The sequence below is a fragment of the Massilia sp. Se16.2.3 genome, from assembly GCF_014171595.1.
Classification (GTDB): domain Bacteria; phylum Pseudomonadota; class Gammaproteobacteria; order Burkholderiales; family Burkholderiaceae_D; genus Telluria.
In genome coordinates this window covers 4831929-4846639 of the sequence record NZ_CP050451.1, presented here as the reverse complement: position 1 = coordinate 4846639, position 14711 = coordinate 4831929, and the positions used below count along the sequence as shown (strand labels likewise).

The following is a 14711-nucleotide window of genomic DNA, read 5'->3' as shown; positions in this document are numbered from 1 at the left end:
ACATTCAGGAGGCCATATGGCACAAGAGAAGGAACATGTAGGCATGAACAAGACCGGCGTGCAGATGTCGCCGCTGCAAACGAAGGCCATGCTCGACGACGACAGGATCATCGCCCGGGGCCACCCGGGCGACGAAACCGCGATGGCGCAGCTGCGCCAGTCGTATATCGCGGAAGGGGATAACGTCGGTTCGATCCCGATGCCCGGTACGATGAAGGGGATGGTCAGCATGGGCGTCAACATGCTCAAGGGCGACAAGCCGCAAGTCCTGCTCGACAAGCTGGCCGAGCGCCTGGCCATGGAGCGCACCGCGACCCGGCTCTACGACGCGCTCTTGACCAAGCTGGCGGTGGTCAACGAAGGGCGGGCTTCGATCAACCTCGACGACGTCGCCAGCATCCGCGGCGACGAGGCGCGCCATGCGCTGCTGCTGCGCGACGCCATCACCTCGATGGGTGGCGACCCGACCGCCATGACGCCCAGCGCGGACATGGCCGGCGTCGAGGCCATGGGCCTGGTGCAGGTGCTGAACGACCCGCGTACGAGCCTGGCGCAGTCGCTGCACGCAATCCTGACGGCGGAACTGAGCGACGGCGTCGGCTGGGAAACCCCTGATCGCGCTGGCGGAGGAGCACGAGCAGGCCGACATGGTCGAAGGTTTCGGCAATGCGCTGCTGCAGGAGCGCAAGCACCAGGCCATGATCCAGACCTGGTACGAGGAGGCGGTGGGACTGAGCGACCTGGGACGCGCACGCGCCCTGCACAGCGGCACGGCGATGTCGGGCGTCTCCGGCGCGGCACCGATAGCGCCGCCCGGATCGACTTCCTGAAAGGCGCGTCGTCCTGCCCGCACGGCGCCAGCCATGGCGCCGTGCAGGCCCTCCGCGGCCGGCAAAGGCAAGCCGGGACAAGGGGCGGCGTTTCCATCCGCCGCCCGCCGCGGATCCGCCTGGGTCCGGGCTCCCATCCGTAGCCGTAGCGAAAACGGCGCCGCCGCAAGTTCCGATATGATGACGTTTTGACAGCGCCGGCGCTGCGTCGGCGCCGCCCCGCATGCCGCATCCTTGCGGCGCAAAGGCGGCACGACGGACCATGTCCTCGTTCCCCGGCGCGCACATGACAGACTATGGATAGCCACCTCGAACGACAACAGATCCGCTGGAATCCACGCCCGCGCACCCGTCCCGGCCTGCACCTCAAAACGGAGAAGCTGCCCTTCCAGCGTCCGCTCATCGCCGGAACGCAGTTTGCCGCCACTGCCCTCATGGTGGCCGAGCGCATCGACCTCAAGGCGCTGTCCGGCTTCGAGGTCATCGCCACCTCGCCCTTCACGGTGAAACTGGGCCAGGGCGGCATTGCCGCGGTCTTCCGCTATGGCGCCATCGTCCTGTTCAATGCGTCGAAAGAGGAGAAGGCACGCCTGCTGCAGGCGCTTGCCGCGCATGCTTCCGGGCCGGGCGACGCGGGCGCGGAGGAAACGGCGCAGGTCCAGGTGCGCCCGGACGAGGAAAGAAGGCCCGGCGGGCAGCTGCATCAAGATCAAGAACGCCGACCGCCTGCGCCTGCAGCTCATTGCCGAGGTGATGGCCAAGGCCAGCATGCTGTCGTTCCAGAGCGCCGCGCCGCGCGCGACTTCGACCGCATCGAACCGCTGGCGCGCGACCTGGCCGAGGATGGCCGCTTTTCCGCAAAGCCGGCGGAACTCCTGAAGGCGGCCGGCAACATGCTGCTGGCGGAGAACCGCCTGAACGGCCGCGCCGGTGTGCTCGACCGGCCCGACCTGCTATGGGATAACCCGGGTCTGTCGGGCCTGTACGCCAGGCTGGAAGGGGATTTCGAACTGCACGACCGCGCGCAGGCGCTCGACCGCAAGCTGACGACGCTGTCGCATACCTCGGAAACCCTGGTCGAAACCATGCGTTACCACAGTTCGCACCGGCTCGAGCAGGCGATCTTCCTGCTGATCTTCGTCGAGCTGTGCCTGGGGCTGTACGGCCACTTCGGGCAGACGATCGGTTGAATCGCCGCGGCCCGGGCGGGGTTCAGGCCACGTGCCGGGTTGGCCGCGCCGATGGCGTGGCCTTGGCCATCACCGCAAGCCCAGGTCCAGGCTGAGCGTGCTGAGAAGGCCGAAAGTGAGGAGCCCCATTGCCAGCAGCGCCAGCACGAACACCGCTGCCACCTTGCCGGCCGCGCGCAGCAGGTCGCGCTTGTCGCGCGCCTTCCCCTTCTTGCCTTGATCGTAATGCCACTTGATGGCGAAGAACATGCCCGTGCCCAGGGCGAGCACCTTGAACGTACCGGCAACGATAGGGAACCAATCCATGATGGTGCGTATTTCCAGGCGATGTGCCGAATGCGGATGAGAGAGGAGAAGACCTTGGCGGCCGCCATCGGAGGATGGATTGCCGCACCTGCCAGGACATTCTACTGAAAAGCGGCTCCCCTGCATCCGGACAAAATGTCCCATTGAAAGCCATGCAAGATGCCTGTTTGCCAGTCCGCTGCCGCGATCAGCCGTGCACGCTTGCATCCTCGGCCGCTTCATCGGCAAGGACACAGCGGTTGCGCCCCGCTTCCTTGGCCCGGTACAAGGCGTCATCGGCACGCTTGAAGGTCATTTCGTTGCTCTCGTCCGGACATGCCTCGGCGATGCCGATCGAGACGGTCACCCGGAAGCCGGGAGCAATGTCGGCAAGGGACAAGGCCGCGATCGCCTCGCGCACCCGCTCGGCCGTGACGCGGGCGCTTGCGGCATCCGTACTGGTGAGCAGCAGCGCGAACTCCTCGCCGCCGTAGCGGCCGAAGTAATCGGTCTGGCGCAGCGCGCCGCTCGCGGTCCGGGCGATCGCCTGCAGGACGCGGTCGCCCGCCAGGTGGCCGAAGCGGTCGTTGACGCTCTTGAAATGATCGACGTCGAGGAGGGCGACCGTGAATACCTCGCCGGTGCGGTCGGCGCGCAGCTTTTCCGCACGAATCGTCTCCATCAGGAAGCGGCGATTGAAGACGCCGGTCAGTTCGTCGTGCATGGCCAGTTCCTGGATGCGCAGCAGGGCCTGCTCGAGCTCGGCGTTACGCGTCGCCAGTTCCTTGTAATGCCCCTTGACCTTGTGGCGCAGGCTGGAAATGTAGCCGCCCAGGCCGCTGAACTGCAGGAAGGTGGCCGTGAGTGCGCACCACAGCAGGATTTCCAGCTGCAGGTGGATTTCACCCGGCCTGGTGAAATAGATGAGGGCAATCAGGGCGGCATAGCCACCGCTGACCACGAAGCTCAGCACGAGAAAGTCGCGCATGCGGAACTGGAACAGTCCATACATCGCCGCGGAGAAGCACAGCATCATGCATACCGGACGGGAGTCCTGGGAGTGATACATCACGTAGAACGCCGGCAGGATGGACGTGGTGACCTGCGCCAGGGTCATGCTCGGGTCGGCGAAGCGCAGGTTGATATCGCTGCGGATCAGGAGATAGAAGGTGGCGACGAGTGCGGATACGGCGAGCACGTAGTTGCGCACGATATCGAACCCATAATCGCCGCGGTACCAGAACGCGACCACCAGCGACAGGGTGAACAGGTAGGACAGCGATCCGATCAGCATCCTGTGCCGACGGGTCTTCTGGTGCCCACGCACATCGTCGGCACGGGCAGGCTGGTGGTCTGTCATGAAGGTCGTTCGATGCACTCAGACGACTACCGCCGCGACCTGCTCGCGCAGCGCGTCGATCGGCATGGGGCGGCCCAGCAGGTAGCCCTGCGCCACATCGCAGCCCGCCGCCTGCAGCCAGGCCAGCTGCTCCGGCGTTTCCACGCCTTCGGCGACCACGGCCAGGTTGAAGCCGTGCGCCAGCGCGATCACGGCACTGGCCAGGGTCGCGCCGCCGGCCGGCAGCGGGCGCACGAAGCTGCGGTCGAGTTTCAGCTGGTCGATCGGGAAGGACTGCAGGTAAGAGAGGGACGAGTAGCCGGTGCCGAAGTCGTCGATCGACATGCGCACGCCGAGCCGGCGGATGGCATGCATGAAGTCGACCGCGCGGGTGACGTCGTCCATCAGCACGCTTTCGGTCAGCTCGAGCTCGAGCCGTTCGGCCGGCAGGCCGGAGCGCGCCAGGATGTCCTGCACCACCTGCAGGAACTCGTCCTCGCGGAACTGGCGTGCCGACACGTTCACCGCCACCGTCAGGGGCAGGCCCGTGTATTCGCCGAGGGCGTGGATATCGACGCAGGCGCGCTCGAGCACGAAGCGGCCCAGTTCGCCGATCAGGCCGCTCTGCTCGGCGATCGGGATGAATTCGTCCGGGCCGATATAGCCGTGCTCCGGATGCTTCCAGCGCACCAGCGCCTCCACGCCGACGAGGGTGCGCGAGGGGCAGTCGAACTGCGGCTGGTAGAACACGTCCAGTGCGCCGTGCTCGAGTGCGCGCCGCAGGTCGCGCTCGAGCTGGGCGCGGCGCTGGGCCGCGACGATCATCTCGCGGCGGAACTGGCCCAGGCGGTTGCGGCCTGCATCCTTGGCGTCGTACAGCGCGGTGTCGGCATTGCTGACCAGTTCCGGCGCGCTGTCGGCATCGTCGGGAAACACCGCCGAGCCGATGCTGGCGGTGGCGACGAACTCGAGGCCGTCCAGCTGCAGCGGCTGCTGCAGGGCGGCGATGATGCGCTCGGCAAGCACATGCAGCTCGTCGGATCCGTGCAGCGGGCCGGCGATGACGACGAACTCGTCGCCGCCGATGCGCGCCACCAGGTCGGTCTCGCGGGTCTGGTCGCGCAGCAGGCCGGCAACCAGGCGCAGCAGATGGTCGCCGGCGTCATGGCCGGCGGTGTCGTTGACGACCTTGAAGTTGTCCAGGTCGATCAGGAGCAGGCCGACCTTTTCTCCCTTGATGCGCGCGCGCTCGATCATCGTGTCGAGCGCCTCGTGGCCGGCGCGGCGGTTCGGCAGGTCGGTCACGGGGTCGGTATAGGCGAGATACGCCAGTTCGCGTTCGGCCCTGGCCATGCGCGAGCGCATCTTGCGCGACACCAGGCCGCTCGTCACCAGCGCGCCGAGGAAGGCGAGCCCCAGCAGCGTGCCGTAGCGCCACAGGCTGTCGCGGATGCCGCTGGTATCGGCCACCAGGCGCACCTGCCCCAGTTCGGTGCCGCGGTAGACCACCGGGCGCGTCACGGCGACCGGTTCGATCCAGAACTGGGAACGGGGGGCGGCGGCGCCGTCGCGGCGGTACCAGGCGAAGATCTTGCCCCCGCGGTCGAACACGGCCGCTTCCTGGAGAAAGGGAGCAGGCCGGAACGAGCGCAGCATTTCGGTGGCGGCCTCGCTGTCGCGGAACATCAGCGAGGCGGCGATATTGTCGGCCATGATCGCCGCGTGCACCGTCACGTCGGCCGTCAGGGTCTGGCGCAGCGAGATGAACTGATAGCCCAGCAGGATGAAGCCGGCCACGCCAAGGGCGGCGACGGCGGTCGTGAGCTGGCCCGTGCCCAGCATCTTCGACAGATGGAACTTGCGGGGTGTGCGCGGGCGGGTCATGTCACGTTGCGCGCCAGGCGCAGCAGTTTCGAGCTGAAGCGCAGGCCGCTGCGCGTGGCTTCGTCGGTATTGATGTCGAAGCGGATCTGCTCGTCGCCGTCGACCAGGGTGATGGCGGCCATGCCGCGGCCGGCGCCGTCGCGCACGACCAGCGTGCCCTGCGCCGGGCCGGCCGGTCGGCGGCGCGCGCCAGCACCAGCACGTCGCAGCTGCCCGCTTTCAGGCGGCTGCCCGCATCGACCGTACCCAGGCGCGGTTGTTGACGGGTTTGCCGTTGAAGGCCTGCAGGCTGGCCCACAGGGCGCTGTCGGGACTGGCGCAGACAAAGAAGGGTTCCCCTCGGCGCGGCCCAGTTCCGGCCAGGTGGTGAACTGGACGAAGTTGTAGATATACGCCGCCTTCAGGTCGACATCGCGCACCTGCGCCCATGCCGGCACGGGTGCCAGCAGCGCGAGCTGCGCCAGCAGGGCCAGCGCGGTGCAGACGACAGGGATGAAGGCGCGCGGCGTCATGGTCAGAACTGGTAAGACAGGCGGGCGTGCAGGGTGCGGCCTTCGCGTGCCACGGCTTCCTGCACGAAGGCGGGGCCGGCCGGGTCGGCGTAGCGCTGGTCGGTCGCGTTGCGGATGCCGAGCGAGAGGTCGGCGCCGGCGAACACCTCGCTGCTCACCAGGGGTCAGGTTGGCCAGGCAATAGCCGCCGGTGCGGGCATGCTCGGTCAGGCGCGAGGACATGCACTGCACTTCGCCGCCGAGCCGGGTATTGGCCGCGAGCGGCACGACGGCGTTGAGCTTGGCCAGGTGGCGCGGCGAACTGACCGGCGGCGCCATTGCCGTCGTGCGAGCGCTGCCGGGCATAGCTGGCGCGCACGCGGGCGCCGCCGCCGATCAGGCGTTCGAGGGCGGCTTCGGCGCCGGTCGCGCGCGCCTGGGCGACATTCCGGAACACCAGGGCGCCGGTCTCCTCGTCGGCCTGCTGGGTGATCAGGCCGCGCATGTCGTACTGGAAGACCGAGAAGGTGGCATGGCCGGCGCTGCCGAGCGCGTGTTCGAGCACCGTTTCGACAGTGCGGATGCGTTCATGGCCGAGGTCCGGATTCGTGATCTGGCTGCCCGCTTCGACCGGCAGCGAATAGGCGTAGTACAGCTCGTAGGCATTGGGCACGCGGAACGAGGTGCCGTAGATCAGCTTGACGGTGTCGGCGGGCGTGAGCTTGTAGAGCAGGGCCGCGCGCGGGCTGGTGCTGCGCGTGCCGGTGCTGTGGCGGTCGTGGCGCACGCCCGGTTCAGCAGCAGGTTGTTCGAGACGCGGATCTCGTCGGCGAAGAACAGGCCGCTGCGGTTGGCGCTGCGGCGTTCGTCGAGCAGCTGGCGGAACGGTTCCACGTCGAAGTTGAACTGGTCGCGCCGGGCATCGCGCCCGAGTTCGGCGCCGAAGACGAATTTGTTGCGCGGCAGCGTGGTGACCGTGGCCTGCACGCTGGCGCCGTACCAGCGCGCATGGTCGCCATCGACGTTCGTGACCTGCGCGCGCGTGTCGCCCGGATAGTCGCCAATGCCGAGGTAGTCGGCCTTGCCCCAGGTGGCCTGGGCCGACAGGTTCACGGTCGGGCTGATGTCGCGGGCATAGGCCAGGCTGATCATGCTCTGGGCGTCCACCGTCCAGTTGGACGTGTTGAAGACGGCGCCGAACGAGCCGGTCGGCACGCCCTTGGTGCGGCGCACGTGGCTGGCCGACAGGGTGAGGCCGGCATAGCTGGCCTTGACCAGGAAATTGTGGGCACGCTCGTAATCGAGCCCTTCGGCGACGCCCCTGTTCTGGTCCGGCGTGTCGTATTCGGGGTAGTACAGGTTCTCGCCATCGCGGCCATAGCTGCTGGCCGAGAGCACCAGGTCGGCGCCGTTCTGGCCATGCCAGCCCCAGCTCGCCCGCAGCTTGCGCTCGCCCAGGCTGCCCGTGCCGACGGCGATTTGTGCGCCCTTCAGGTCGCTGCCATCCTTGGTGACCACGTTGATCACGCCAAACAGGGCATTCGAACCGTAGACGGCCGAACCGGGACCGGGCACGAATTCGATCCGCTGCACCATGTCCATGTCGATCAGGCCTTCGTAGCCGATCGAGGCCTGGCCGTACACGGCGTCGTTGGTGCGCGCACCGTCGACCAGCAGCAGGAAGCGGCTGTTGTAGTCGCCGGGGCGCAGGAACCCGCGCGCGCCCACGTAGCTGTAGTTCTTGTCGCTGGTGACGTACACGCCCGGCAAGGTCGCGAGCGCATCGGCCAGGGTGCGCCAGCCGTAGGCCTTGATGTCGGCCGCAGTCAGGACGACCACCGCCGAGGGCGCTTCGCTGATCAGCTGTTCGAACTTCGACGCGGCGCTGACCGTGCGCATGGCCAGCAGCTGTTCCAGCGGCAGCCCGGCCAGGTTCTCGGGACGTGGCGCTTCCTCCGGCGCGGCGTGGGCCGGGCAGGCCAGCAGGCTCGCGACTGCGGAGAAGATGGCAGCGCGGGCGCGAACGGGCGTCAAGGAAGAAAAATTCATGTGAGGGAAAGGCGTTCTGGCTACGCCAACGCAAGAAAAGTTGCTTTATGGAACCAGATCATACCAGTTGGGTTGCCGCTTTGTTCGATTTGTGGGATCAAACCGGCACAAATACAACACGGGTGGCGGCGTAGGGAGGCTATCCTGGCGCAGCGGCGGTCCGGCTGTTTTCAGTTCGTCCACACCATGATGGCAAAGGCCAATGCGGCGTGCGCCGCCAGTTCCTTGCAGGGCCGGAACCGCGTGGTTCGCTCAGTCTGCTACGGGGGCGCCCGGCAGTGCCGCCACACCGGCCAGCAGGGCCTGGCCATACGCGGCGAAATCGTCGAGCCCGCGCTTGATGATGGTGACCAGCGCCGGCAGGGGCGCGGCCTGGTGGTCCCATTCGGCGCGGCAGAATTCCCCGGTGCGCTTCAGGTCTTCGGCCAGCGTGGGCTCGATCCAGCCGTTCTCGGCCAGCAGGGTAATCACCTCGCGTTCGTCGTGCGGGGTACCCAGGTTGGCAAGCGCCAGGATGTAGTCGCCCATCTCGATGGCCGCTTCCCAGGTGCGGATCACGTTGAGCGTGGCCGCGTCCTGGCGCGTGATGTCGCCGACAAAGGTGGTCGGGTCCTTCTCGTATTCCTCGCGGGCGCGGCGGCAGCAGCGTTCGATGGTGCCGATTTTGCCGATCAAGATAGTCTCGTCCATGCCTTCTCCTTTTAGATCAGGAATAACAGTGCCGCCACCAGCGTCGGCCCGGCTGCACCCGCCAGCAGGCCGAGCGTGCCGATCGACTCGTCGTTGAAGCCGCGCCGCAAGAGCGCGGCGCCGGCCGGATTCGGGGCGTTCGCGATCACGGTCAGGCCGCCGCCGGCCACGGCGCCCGCCACCAGCATGTACCTGGCGTGTTCGGACAATCCGGCGATCAGGGAGCCGAGATAGGTCAGCGCCGCATTGTCGGTGATTGCCGTCAGGGCCAGCGCACCGAAGAACAGGGCGGTCGGCCCCAGGTTCGACACGATCGGCTGCAGCCACCACTGCTGCATCCCGCCCAGGACGACCAGGCCGGCGAGGAAGAAGCCGACCAGCAGGCCTTCCTTCAGGATCAGCGGCGACTGGTGGCGTTCATAGGCCTGGGTAAAGCCCAGGAACAGCAGGAACAGGCCGAGGAAGAGCACCGGATGGTGCGCCAGCAGCACCACCGCGGCCAGGAAGGCCATGTGGATCGCCGATACCTTCAGGGGCACGCTCTCGCGCGCCTCGCCGCTTGCGGGCTTCAGGTGCGGACGCAGCAAAAAGGTGACGACGCTGGCGTTGATGAAGACGGCCAGCGCGGCGCGCCAGCCGAAGTGAGCCAGCATGTAGGCGCTGTCCCAGCCCCAGGTACCGGCCACCATCAGCACCGGCGGCGCGGCATACGAGGTGAGGGTGCCGCCGATCGACACGTTCACGAACAGCACGCCCGGGGCGCCGTACTTCAGCCACTCCGGTATGCCGGGGCGGAACACCGGGCGCGAGCATCAGGGCCGCCAGCGTCATCGCGGTTTGGCTCGGTGATGAGCGAACCGGCCAGCGGCACCAGGCCCAGGCCGAGCCAGGCCAGCGCCACCTCGGTGCGCACTGGCGCCAGGCGCGCGACCGTGCGCAGCAGGACGTCGACGGCGTCGAGGATGGGACGCGAGGCGGCGATCACCATCACCGTGAACACGAACAGCGGTTCGGTGAAGTGGCGCGACTCGGCATACTCCACCGCCGCGTCGCCGCCGCTGATCAGGGCCATGGCGACGATCAGGATGAAGGCCCAGAAGCCGAATACGGCCTCGACTTCGCCCAGCAGGTGGAACAGTCCCTCATGGCGCGGATAGCGGTCGGCGAGGCGCTCGAACAGCTTGGCGCTGAAGGTGTGCACGAGCGCGCAGGCGAACAGGATGGCGCCGACCAGCTGGATGGTCGTCATCGGCGCGGCTCCCGGGCAGGTGAAGGGGATCTGGTCATTGTCAGGGAAATAATGGATGAAGCGTTATTATTTCACCTTTGATGAGGGGACGGGCAGGCTTGTGAAGGCGTGTTCATTTTCTCGACCGGCGGGCTGGACGCGCCTGCCGAGCATGTCGATTCGACCATGGGTCCCGAGGTCTACTACGGCAGCCTGGGCATACCCGGGCTGCTCGCGGTGATCGGCGACGCCGGATGCGTGTGCAGGCACCTGGAATTCGACCAGCACCCGCAGAAGCACCTCTACATTATCGTTCAGCGCTCTGGATGAACTTTTATCCCAGGCGTTTGAGCCGGATCACCAGATCCGGCCAAGGTCTCAAATCCCCATCACATACTGCTCGCTGCGCATCCTGCGCATCGCAAACGCAGCTGCCCCACATGCCGCCAGCAGCGGCGGCACGCAGGTCAGCAGGAAAGGCAGCAGGCCTGGCGCCTGGTTCGATGCCAGCGACTGCAGCATGACCTGGTTCGACAGCACCGGCACCGCGTACATCCACGGTTGCGTGCCCAGCCCGAGCATGGGAACGGCGATCAGCGGCACGATCGGCAGCAGGGTGACGACGCTGGCGGTGGCCTGCGCTTCCTTGAAGGTTTTGGAGTTCATCGCCATCGCCACCTGGACCGCGCCCACCAGCAGGCACAGGGGCAGCGCGGTCAGCACGACGGCGGCCAGCATCGGCAGGCCCAGGTGCCAGGACATGCCGATCTCTTCCAGCGACAGGGTCGACAGCATGCCGTGGGCGACGACCAGTTCGACCACCAGGCCGAGCGCGGCGAGCAGGGAGACTGCCAGCCACTTGCCCAGGACCAGGTCGCGCGCAGGCATCGGCTGGGCCATCAACACCTCGAGCGAACGGCGCTCGCGTTCGCCGGCGGTGCTGTCGATGGCCAGCGACAGGCCGAACAGGAATACCGGCACGAAGAACATGCCCAGCATGGTGCCGATGCGGCCGCTGGAAGCGCCGCTGTCGCTGCCGGTATCGTAGCGTTCCAGCCGCAGGGGGGACAGGACGACCGGCGAGACGCCGCGGGCTTCCAGGCGCGCGCCCGCGATGCCGTTGGCGTAGTCGCGCAGGATGTTTTTTTCGACCTCGAGGCGCTGCTCGCGCCGTTCGATCGACGAATCGAACCACAGCTCGATCGGCGCGGGGCGCAGCTCGGCATAGTAGCCGGTGAACTCGGCGCCGAGCCGGAGCACGCCGGCGGCCTTCTTCTCGCGCAGCAGTGTCTTGATGTCGGCAGCCATCATCGGACCGCGCTCGCTGACGAGCACCTTTTTCTCGCGCAGCTGCGCCAGCAGGTTCGGCGCCTGCCCGCCGCCGATGACGACCAGCTCGATACCGGCTTTCGCGTCGGGCGATCCACGCGCGATCATGTTCTTCAGGATCAGGCCGATCACCGCCGGGTAGACCAGGGTCAGCATCAGCAACATGCCCAGCGTACGCCTGTCGCGCAGCGCCTCGAGCAATTCCTTCATCAGTACGACGATCCAGAGCGGGGTCATGCTGCGATTCCTTCTTCCGTGCCGACCAGGTGGACAAAGGCATCCTCCAGGCTGGCGATACCGGTTTGCCTGCACAGTTCCTGCGGCGATCCTTGCGCCACGGTCCGCCCTTGGGCGATGACGATCACGTCGTCGCACAATTGCGTCACTTCCTGCATCACGTGGGTGGCGAGGATGATGCAGCAGCCCTCGGCGCGCAGGGCCGCCAGTGCGCGCCGCAAGGCCCGCGTGCTCATCACGTCCAGGCCGCGCGTGGGCTCGTCGAGCAGCAGGTTGCGCGGCCGGTGCAGCAGGGTCCTGGCCAGCGCCACCTTGATGCGCTGGCCCTGCGAGAAGCCCTTGGCAGCGCGGTCCGGGATGTCTTCCAGGCCCAGTAGTTCGGTCACCTCGTCGGTGCGGCGCGCGATGGCTGCCTTGTCCATGCCGTTGATCTGGCCGAAATAGCGCAGGTACTCGCGGGTGCTCAGGCGTTCGTAGAGGCCGAACTGGTCGGTCAGGAGGCCGATGTGGCGGCGCGCGCCCAGCGGATCGACGGCCGGGTCGATGCCGTCGATCGCTACCTGGCCGCGGTCGCGGCCGAGCAGGCCGACAAGGGTGCGCATCAGCGTGGTCTTGCCGGCGCCGTTCGGGCCCAGCAGCGCAGTGGCCTTGCCGTCGGCGGCGCGGAAACTCACGCCCGACAGGGCATGCACCGCGCCGAAACGTTTGTGGATGTCGTGTGCTTCGATCATGGTGCGTCCTTCATGGATGGGTGCCGGCGTGGTCGAGCTGGAACGGCGGCAGGGGGATGTCGTCCAGGCCGCGCTTGTCCAGCGCCCGGGTTGGTTCGTCGAGGAAGGCGCGCAGCAGCCGTGGCGTGTCGCCCAGGTTTGAGACGCCGTGGGCGGCATGGCGCGCAACCAGGTGCTGCGCATGCGTCATGGTCCTGGCGGCGCTGGTGGCGCCGTCGGGCGGCGTGACCGGGTCGAGTGCGCCGGAGAGCAGCAGGACGGGGGCGTGGATGGGCGTGTTCGGGGGCGTCGCAGCGGCGGATACCCCGGCCAGCGGACAGAGCGCGGCGAGCCGCTGCGCATGGCCGCGCAGGAAGGAGCCGCGCTCGTCGGCCTCGCGCTGTTCAAGCGTCAGGCGCGGGATGTCTTCCGCGCAGAGGATGGCCACGAGCAGCGGCATGGCGAGCGGGCCCTCCGGCGAATAATCGGTGTCGGCATGGCTGCGCGCGAGGAAAGGCCCCCAGTTTCCCTGATGGGCACTGTGGATCAGGTAAGGCAGGCGATGGCTGTCGCGCGCCGAATACAGGCTGCGCTGGATCGTGTACACGAAGTGCATGTTCGACAGCGGCAGGCGGGTGGGCTGCGCCGTGCGCGGATGGGCGAACGCTAGCGTGACGCTGCCGGCATTCACGCGCGCCAGCAAGGTATCGAACTCGGCGCGCAGGCCGGGGAAGGCGTCGGCACAGGCCGCGTCGGCCGCGCAGCGAGCGAACACACCGTCCAGCGCGCGCTGGGCGCTTGCGGCAGCGACCGGAATCACACGTTCGGGAGCGGCGACGCCGTCGAGGATGAGCGCGCGCACGCTGCCGGGATAGCTGCGCGCATAGCTCTGTCCGAGACGGGTGCCGTAGGAGCCGCCGAAGACGTTCACCTTGCCATAGCCCAGCGCCAGGCGCACCCGTTCGAGGTCGTGCGCCGCATGCGCGGTGGTATAGAACCCGAGGGGATGCGGCAGGGTGCCGATGCAGCGCGCGAAGGCGGCATGCAGTGCGGCGTCGCTGGTGGCTTCGCCGACGGGGGCGCCAGGGCAGCGCAGCTTGCCGGACAGGCCGGTGCCGCGCTGGTCGATGAAGACGATGTCGCGGGTGGCGCGCACGCGCTGGAAGACGGGGCCGAGCAGCGCCACCAGGTCCGAGCCGGCCTGGCCTGGCCCGCCCGCCAGCACGAACAGGGGATCCTTGCTTGCGCCCTGGCGAAACGCCGGCGCGACCGTCACATGCAGCTGGAGCTGGGTGCCATCCTGGCGTTGCGGGTCGAGCGAAACCGCGATGGCATGGCAGCGCAAGGACTCCTGGCTGCCGGGCAGGTGGCAGTCGCGCCCTGGCGCCATGGCCGCCTGCGACAGGCCGGGCAGGCAAAACATCAGGGCGAGCAGCGCCCATGAAATCCGGGATTTCATTTGAAACTCCTTGAAGAGCTGGATTAGCTGAGGATCAGCTGGAAGATGCGTGGCGGCTGCTGGCACCGCCGGCCTTGCCCTAAGACTCGGGATTGCGCAGCTTGCGTATGCGCACTACCAGGCGCACCGTCGCATAGACACCGACGGCCATCATGACCAGATTGAGGGCGATCTCGAAAAGCGTATCCCACGCGCGCGCGCCCTTGTTGACCATCGTGATGAAATAGAGCCCATAGCAGATGCCAAACAAGCCCAGCAGGCGCTGGTACTTGGCGATGCGCGATTCGGTGTCGGTAAAGATTTCGCGCGTGCGCCCGGCTTGCGCCGGGGCGCGCCAGAACTGCCAGCCGAACGATGTATCGACACGCTCCCAGCCGGCGTCGGCGAACAATTGGAGATAGTCCGGCGACACGGTATTCATCTGGAAATCGAGCCGGTAGGTCATCTCCATCGGCTCGCCGCGCTGGAAGACGAAGCGGGTGCGCAGGGAGTCCACGCCCTGCAGGTGCAGGCCCTGGCGCGCCATGTCTTCCAGCCAGCGTTCGATCAGGTAGTCGTCATCGTCCCAGAAATACTTGAATTTGCTAACCAGTTGATCCTTCATACCCCACCTTCCTTTTTCGACGACGACGCAGCGGCCTCTTTGCCACTGCGAACCATGATGTCCAAACGACGCAGTTGTTCCGCCAGCACATCCCGCCCGCGGTCCGTGAGGGCATAGGACTTGCGGCGTGCTTCTTCCTTGACCATCGCGATCAGGCCCTGCTTTTCCAGCGTGGTAAAGGCGCCGTACAGGGTGCCCGGCCCGATGACCACCGTGCCTTCGCTCATCGCCTCGACCTTTTGCATGATGGCGTAGCCATGCAGGGGTTCGTCGAGGGCGACCAGGATGTAATAGGTCGCCTCGGACAAGGGAAGGTATTTCGAATACTCGTTGACTGCCATGTGCGCTCCTCATTATCTGCATTGACATCCGATACATCTGGTGCC

16 protein-coding genes and 1 pseudogene are annotated in these 14711 nt (G+C 67.1%); 3 read left to right on the top strand and 14 right to left on the bottom strand.

Translation table 11 applies throughout. The features are described from left to right. The first annotated feature begins 16 nt into the window (after positions 1–16). Both G4G31_RS22205 and G4G31_RS22200 read left to right on the top strand, forming a co-directional pair. A complete protein-coding gene (locus tag G4G31_RS22205; protein ID WP_182989426.1) occupies positions 17–973 on the top strand; it encodes a ferritin-like domain-containing protein in 957 nt (318 codons plus the stop codon). 153 nt (positions 974–1126) lie between these two features. Further along, entirely contained in the window at positions 1127–2020 is an 894-nt protein-coding gene (locus G4G31_RS22200; RefSeq protein WP_182989425.1) for an RMD1 family protein, read from the top strand. Between the two features lie 69 nt (positions 2021–2089). Here G4G31_RS22200 and G4G31_RS22195 read toward each other — a convergent pair whose 3' ends face one another. The 9 genes and pseudogenes from G4G31_RS22195 to G4G31_RS22155 form a co-directional block, all read right to left on the bottom strand. Continuing rightward, on the bottom strand, positions 2090–2326 hold the full coding sequence (locus G4G31_RS22195; protein WP_182989424.1) for a hypothetical protein: 237 nt from the start codon (positions 2324–2326) through the stop codon (positions 2090–2092). Between the two features lie 187 nt (positions 2327–2513). Continuing rightward, complete coding sequence (locus G4G31_RS22190) at positions 2514–3665, bottom strand: diguanylate cyclase (protein WP_182989423.1); 1152 nt, start codon at positions 3663–3665, stop codon at positions 2514–2516. Positions 3666–3683: 18 nt separating this feature from the next. After that, positions 3684–5528 (bottom strand): bifunctional diguanylate cyclase/phosphodiesterase, encoded by a 1845-nt coding sequence (locus G4G31_RS22185; RefSeq protein WP_182989422.1) that lies wholly within the window; start codon positions 5526–5528, stop codon positions 3684–3686. After that, a complete protein-coding gene (locus G4G31_RS22180; protein WP_182989421.1) occupies positions 5525–6040 on the bottom strand; it encodes a YfiR family protein in 516 nt (171 codons plus the stop codon). The genes G4G31_RS22185 and G4G31_RS22180 overlap by 4 nt, the downstream gene beginning before the upstream one ends. 2 nt (positions 6041–6042) lie before the next feature. Continuing rightward, complete coding sequence (locus G4G31_RS22175) at positions 6043–6198, bottom strand: hypothetical protein (protein WP_182989420.1); 156 nt, start codon at positions 6196–6198, stop codon at positions 6043–6045. Continuing rightward, positions 6195–6806 carry a TonB-dependent siderophore receptor gene (locus G4G31_RS22170; RefSeq protein ID WP_182989419.1) on the bottom strand — a complete coding sequence of 204 codons (612 nt, stop codon included), beginning with the start codon at positions 6804–6806 and terminating at the stop codon, positions 6195–6197. Before G4G31_RS22170 ends, G4G31_RS22175 begins: the two co-directional genes overlap by 4 nt. Then, on the bottom strand, positions 6713–8068 hold the full coding sequence (locus tag G4G31_RS22165) for a TonB-dependent siderophore receptor (RefSeq protein ID WP_182989418.1): 1356 nt from the start codon (positions 8066–8068) through the stop codon (positions 6713–6715). Before G4G31_RS22165 ends, G4G31_RS22170 begins: the two co-directional genes overlap by 94 nt. Positions 8069–8320: 252 nt before the next feature. Further along, a complete protein-coding gene (locus G4G31_RS22160) occupies positions 8321–8758 on the bottom strand; it encodes a DUF86 domain-containing protein (protein ID WP_182989417.1) in 438 nt (145 codons plus the stop codon). A gap of 11 nt (positions 8759–8769) precedes the next feature. Then, a pseudogene (locus G4G31_RS22155) lies at positions 8770–10007 on the bottom strand (putative Na+/H+ antiporter). Between the two features lie 108 nt (positions 10008–10115). Here G4G31_RS22155 and G4G31_RS22150 point away from each other — a divergent pair. Then, entirely contained in the window at positions 10116–10316 is a 201-nt protein-coding gene (locus G4G31_RS22150) for a hypothetical protein (protein ID WP_182989416.1), read from the top strand. A 48-nt stretch (positions 10317–10364) separates the two neighbouring features. On the opposite strand, the gene G4G31_RS22145 is transcribed toward G4G31_RS22150, so the two are convergent. The 5 genes from G4G31_RS22145 to G4G31_RS22125 form a co-directional block, all read right to left on the bottom strand. After that, positions 10365–11552 (bottom strand): ABC transporter permease, encoded by a 1188-nt coding sequence (locus tag G4G31_RS22145; protein WP_182989415.1) that lies wholly within the window; start codon positions 11550–11552, stop codon positions 10365–10367. Further along, positions 11549–12283, bottom strand: a complete 735-nt coding sequence (locus tag G4G31_RS22140; RefSeq protein WP_182989414.1) for an ATP-binding cassette domain-containing protein — start codon at positions 12281–12283, stop codon at positions 11549–11551. The genes G4G31_RS22145 and G4G31_RS22140 overlap by 4 nt, the downstream gene beginning before the upstream one ends. Positions 12284–12293: 10 nt before the next feature. Continuing rightward, a complete protein-coding gene (locus G4G31_RS22135; protein ID WP_229425188.1) occupies positions 12294–13721 on the bottom strand; it encodes an alpha/beta fold hydrolase in 1428 nt (475 codons plus the stop codon). Between the two features lie 79 nt (positions 13722–13800). Further along, positions 13801–14325, bottom strand: a complete 525-nt coding sequence (locus G4G31_RS22130; protein ID WP_182989413.1) for a DUF2812 domain-containing protein — start codon at positions 14323–14325, stop codon at positions 13801–13803. Further along, a complete protein-coding gene (locus tag G4G31_RS22125; RefSeq protein ID WP_182989412.1) occupies positions 14322–14666 on the bottom strand; it encodes a PadR family transcriptional regulator in 345 nt (114 codons plus the stop codon). Before G4G31_RS22125 ends, G4G31_RS22130 begins: the two co-directional genes overlap by 4 nt. Positions 14667–14711: the final 45 nt, after the last annotated feature.

What these genes read in the sequence shown, in the direction of transcription:
- G4G31_RS22190 (WP_182989423.1), bottom strand. Translation starts at nt 3,665, where the DNA reads ATGACAGACCACCAGCCTGCCCGTGCCGACGATGTGCGTGGGCACCAG.
- G4G31_RS22160 (WP_182989417.1), bottom strand. Translation starts at nt 8,758, where the DNA reads ATGGACGAGACTATCTTGATCGGCAAAATCGGCACCATCGAACGCTGC.
- G4G31_RS22145 (WP_182989415.1), bottom strand. Translation starts at nt 11,552, where the DNA reads ATGACCCCGCTCTGGATCGTCGTACTGATGAAGGAATTGCTCGAGGCG.
- G4G31_RS22165 (WP_182989418.1), bottom strand. Translation starts at nt 8,068, where the DNA reads ATGAATTTTTCTTCCTTGACGCCCGTTCGCGCCCGCGCTGCCATCTTC.
- G4G31_RS22140 (WP_182989414.1), bottom strand. Translation starts at nt 12,283, where the DNA reads ATGATCGAAGCACACGACATCCACAAACGTTTCGGCGCGGTGCATGCC.
- G4G31_RS22135 (WP_229425188.1), bottom strand. Translation starts at nt 13,721, where the DNA reads ATGAAATCCCGGATTTCATGGGCGCTGCTCGCCCTGATGTTTTGCCTG.
- G4G31_RS22185 (WP_182989422.1), bottom strand. Translation starts at nt 5,528, where the DNA reads ATGACCCGCCCGCGCACACCCCGCAAGTTCCATCTGTCGAAGATGCTG.
- G4G31_RS22125 (WP_182989412.1), bottom strand. Translation starts at nt 14,666, where the DNA reads ATGGCAGTCAACGAGTATTCGAAATACCTTCCCTTGTCCGAGGCGACC.
- G4G31_RS22205 (WP_182989426.1), top strand. Translation starts at nt 17, where the DNA reads ATGGCACAAGAGAAGGAACATGTAGGCATGAACAAGACCGGCGTGCAG.
- G4G31_RS22130 (WP_182989413.1), bottom strand. Translation starts at nt 14,325, where the DNA reads ATGAAGGATCAACTGGTTAGCAAATTCAAGTATTTCTGGGACGATGAC.
- G4G31_RS22195 (WP_182989424.1), bottom strand. Translation starts at nt 2,326, where the DNA reads ATGGATTGGTTCCCTATCGTTGCCGGTACGTTCAAGGTGCTCGCCCTG.
- G4G31_RS22200 (WP_182989425.1), top strand. Translation starts at nt 1,127, where the DNA reads ATGGATAGCCACCTCGAACGACAACAGATCCGCTGGAATCCACGCCCG.
- G4G31_RS22180 (WP_182989421.1), bottom strand. Translation starts at nt 6,040, where the DNA reads ATGACGCCGCGCGCCTTCATCCCTGTCGTCTGCACCGCGCTGGCCCTG.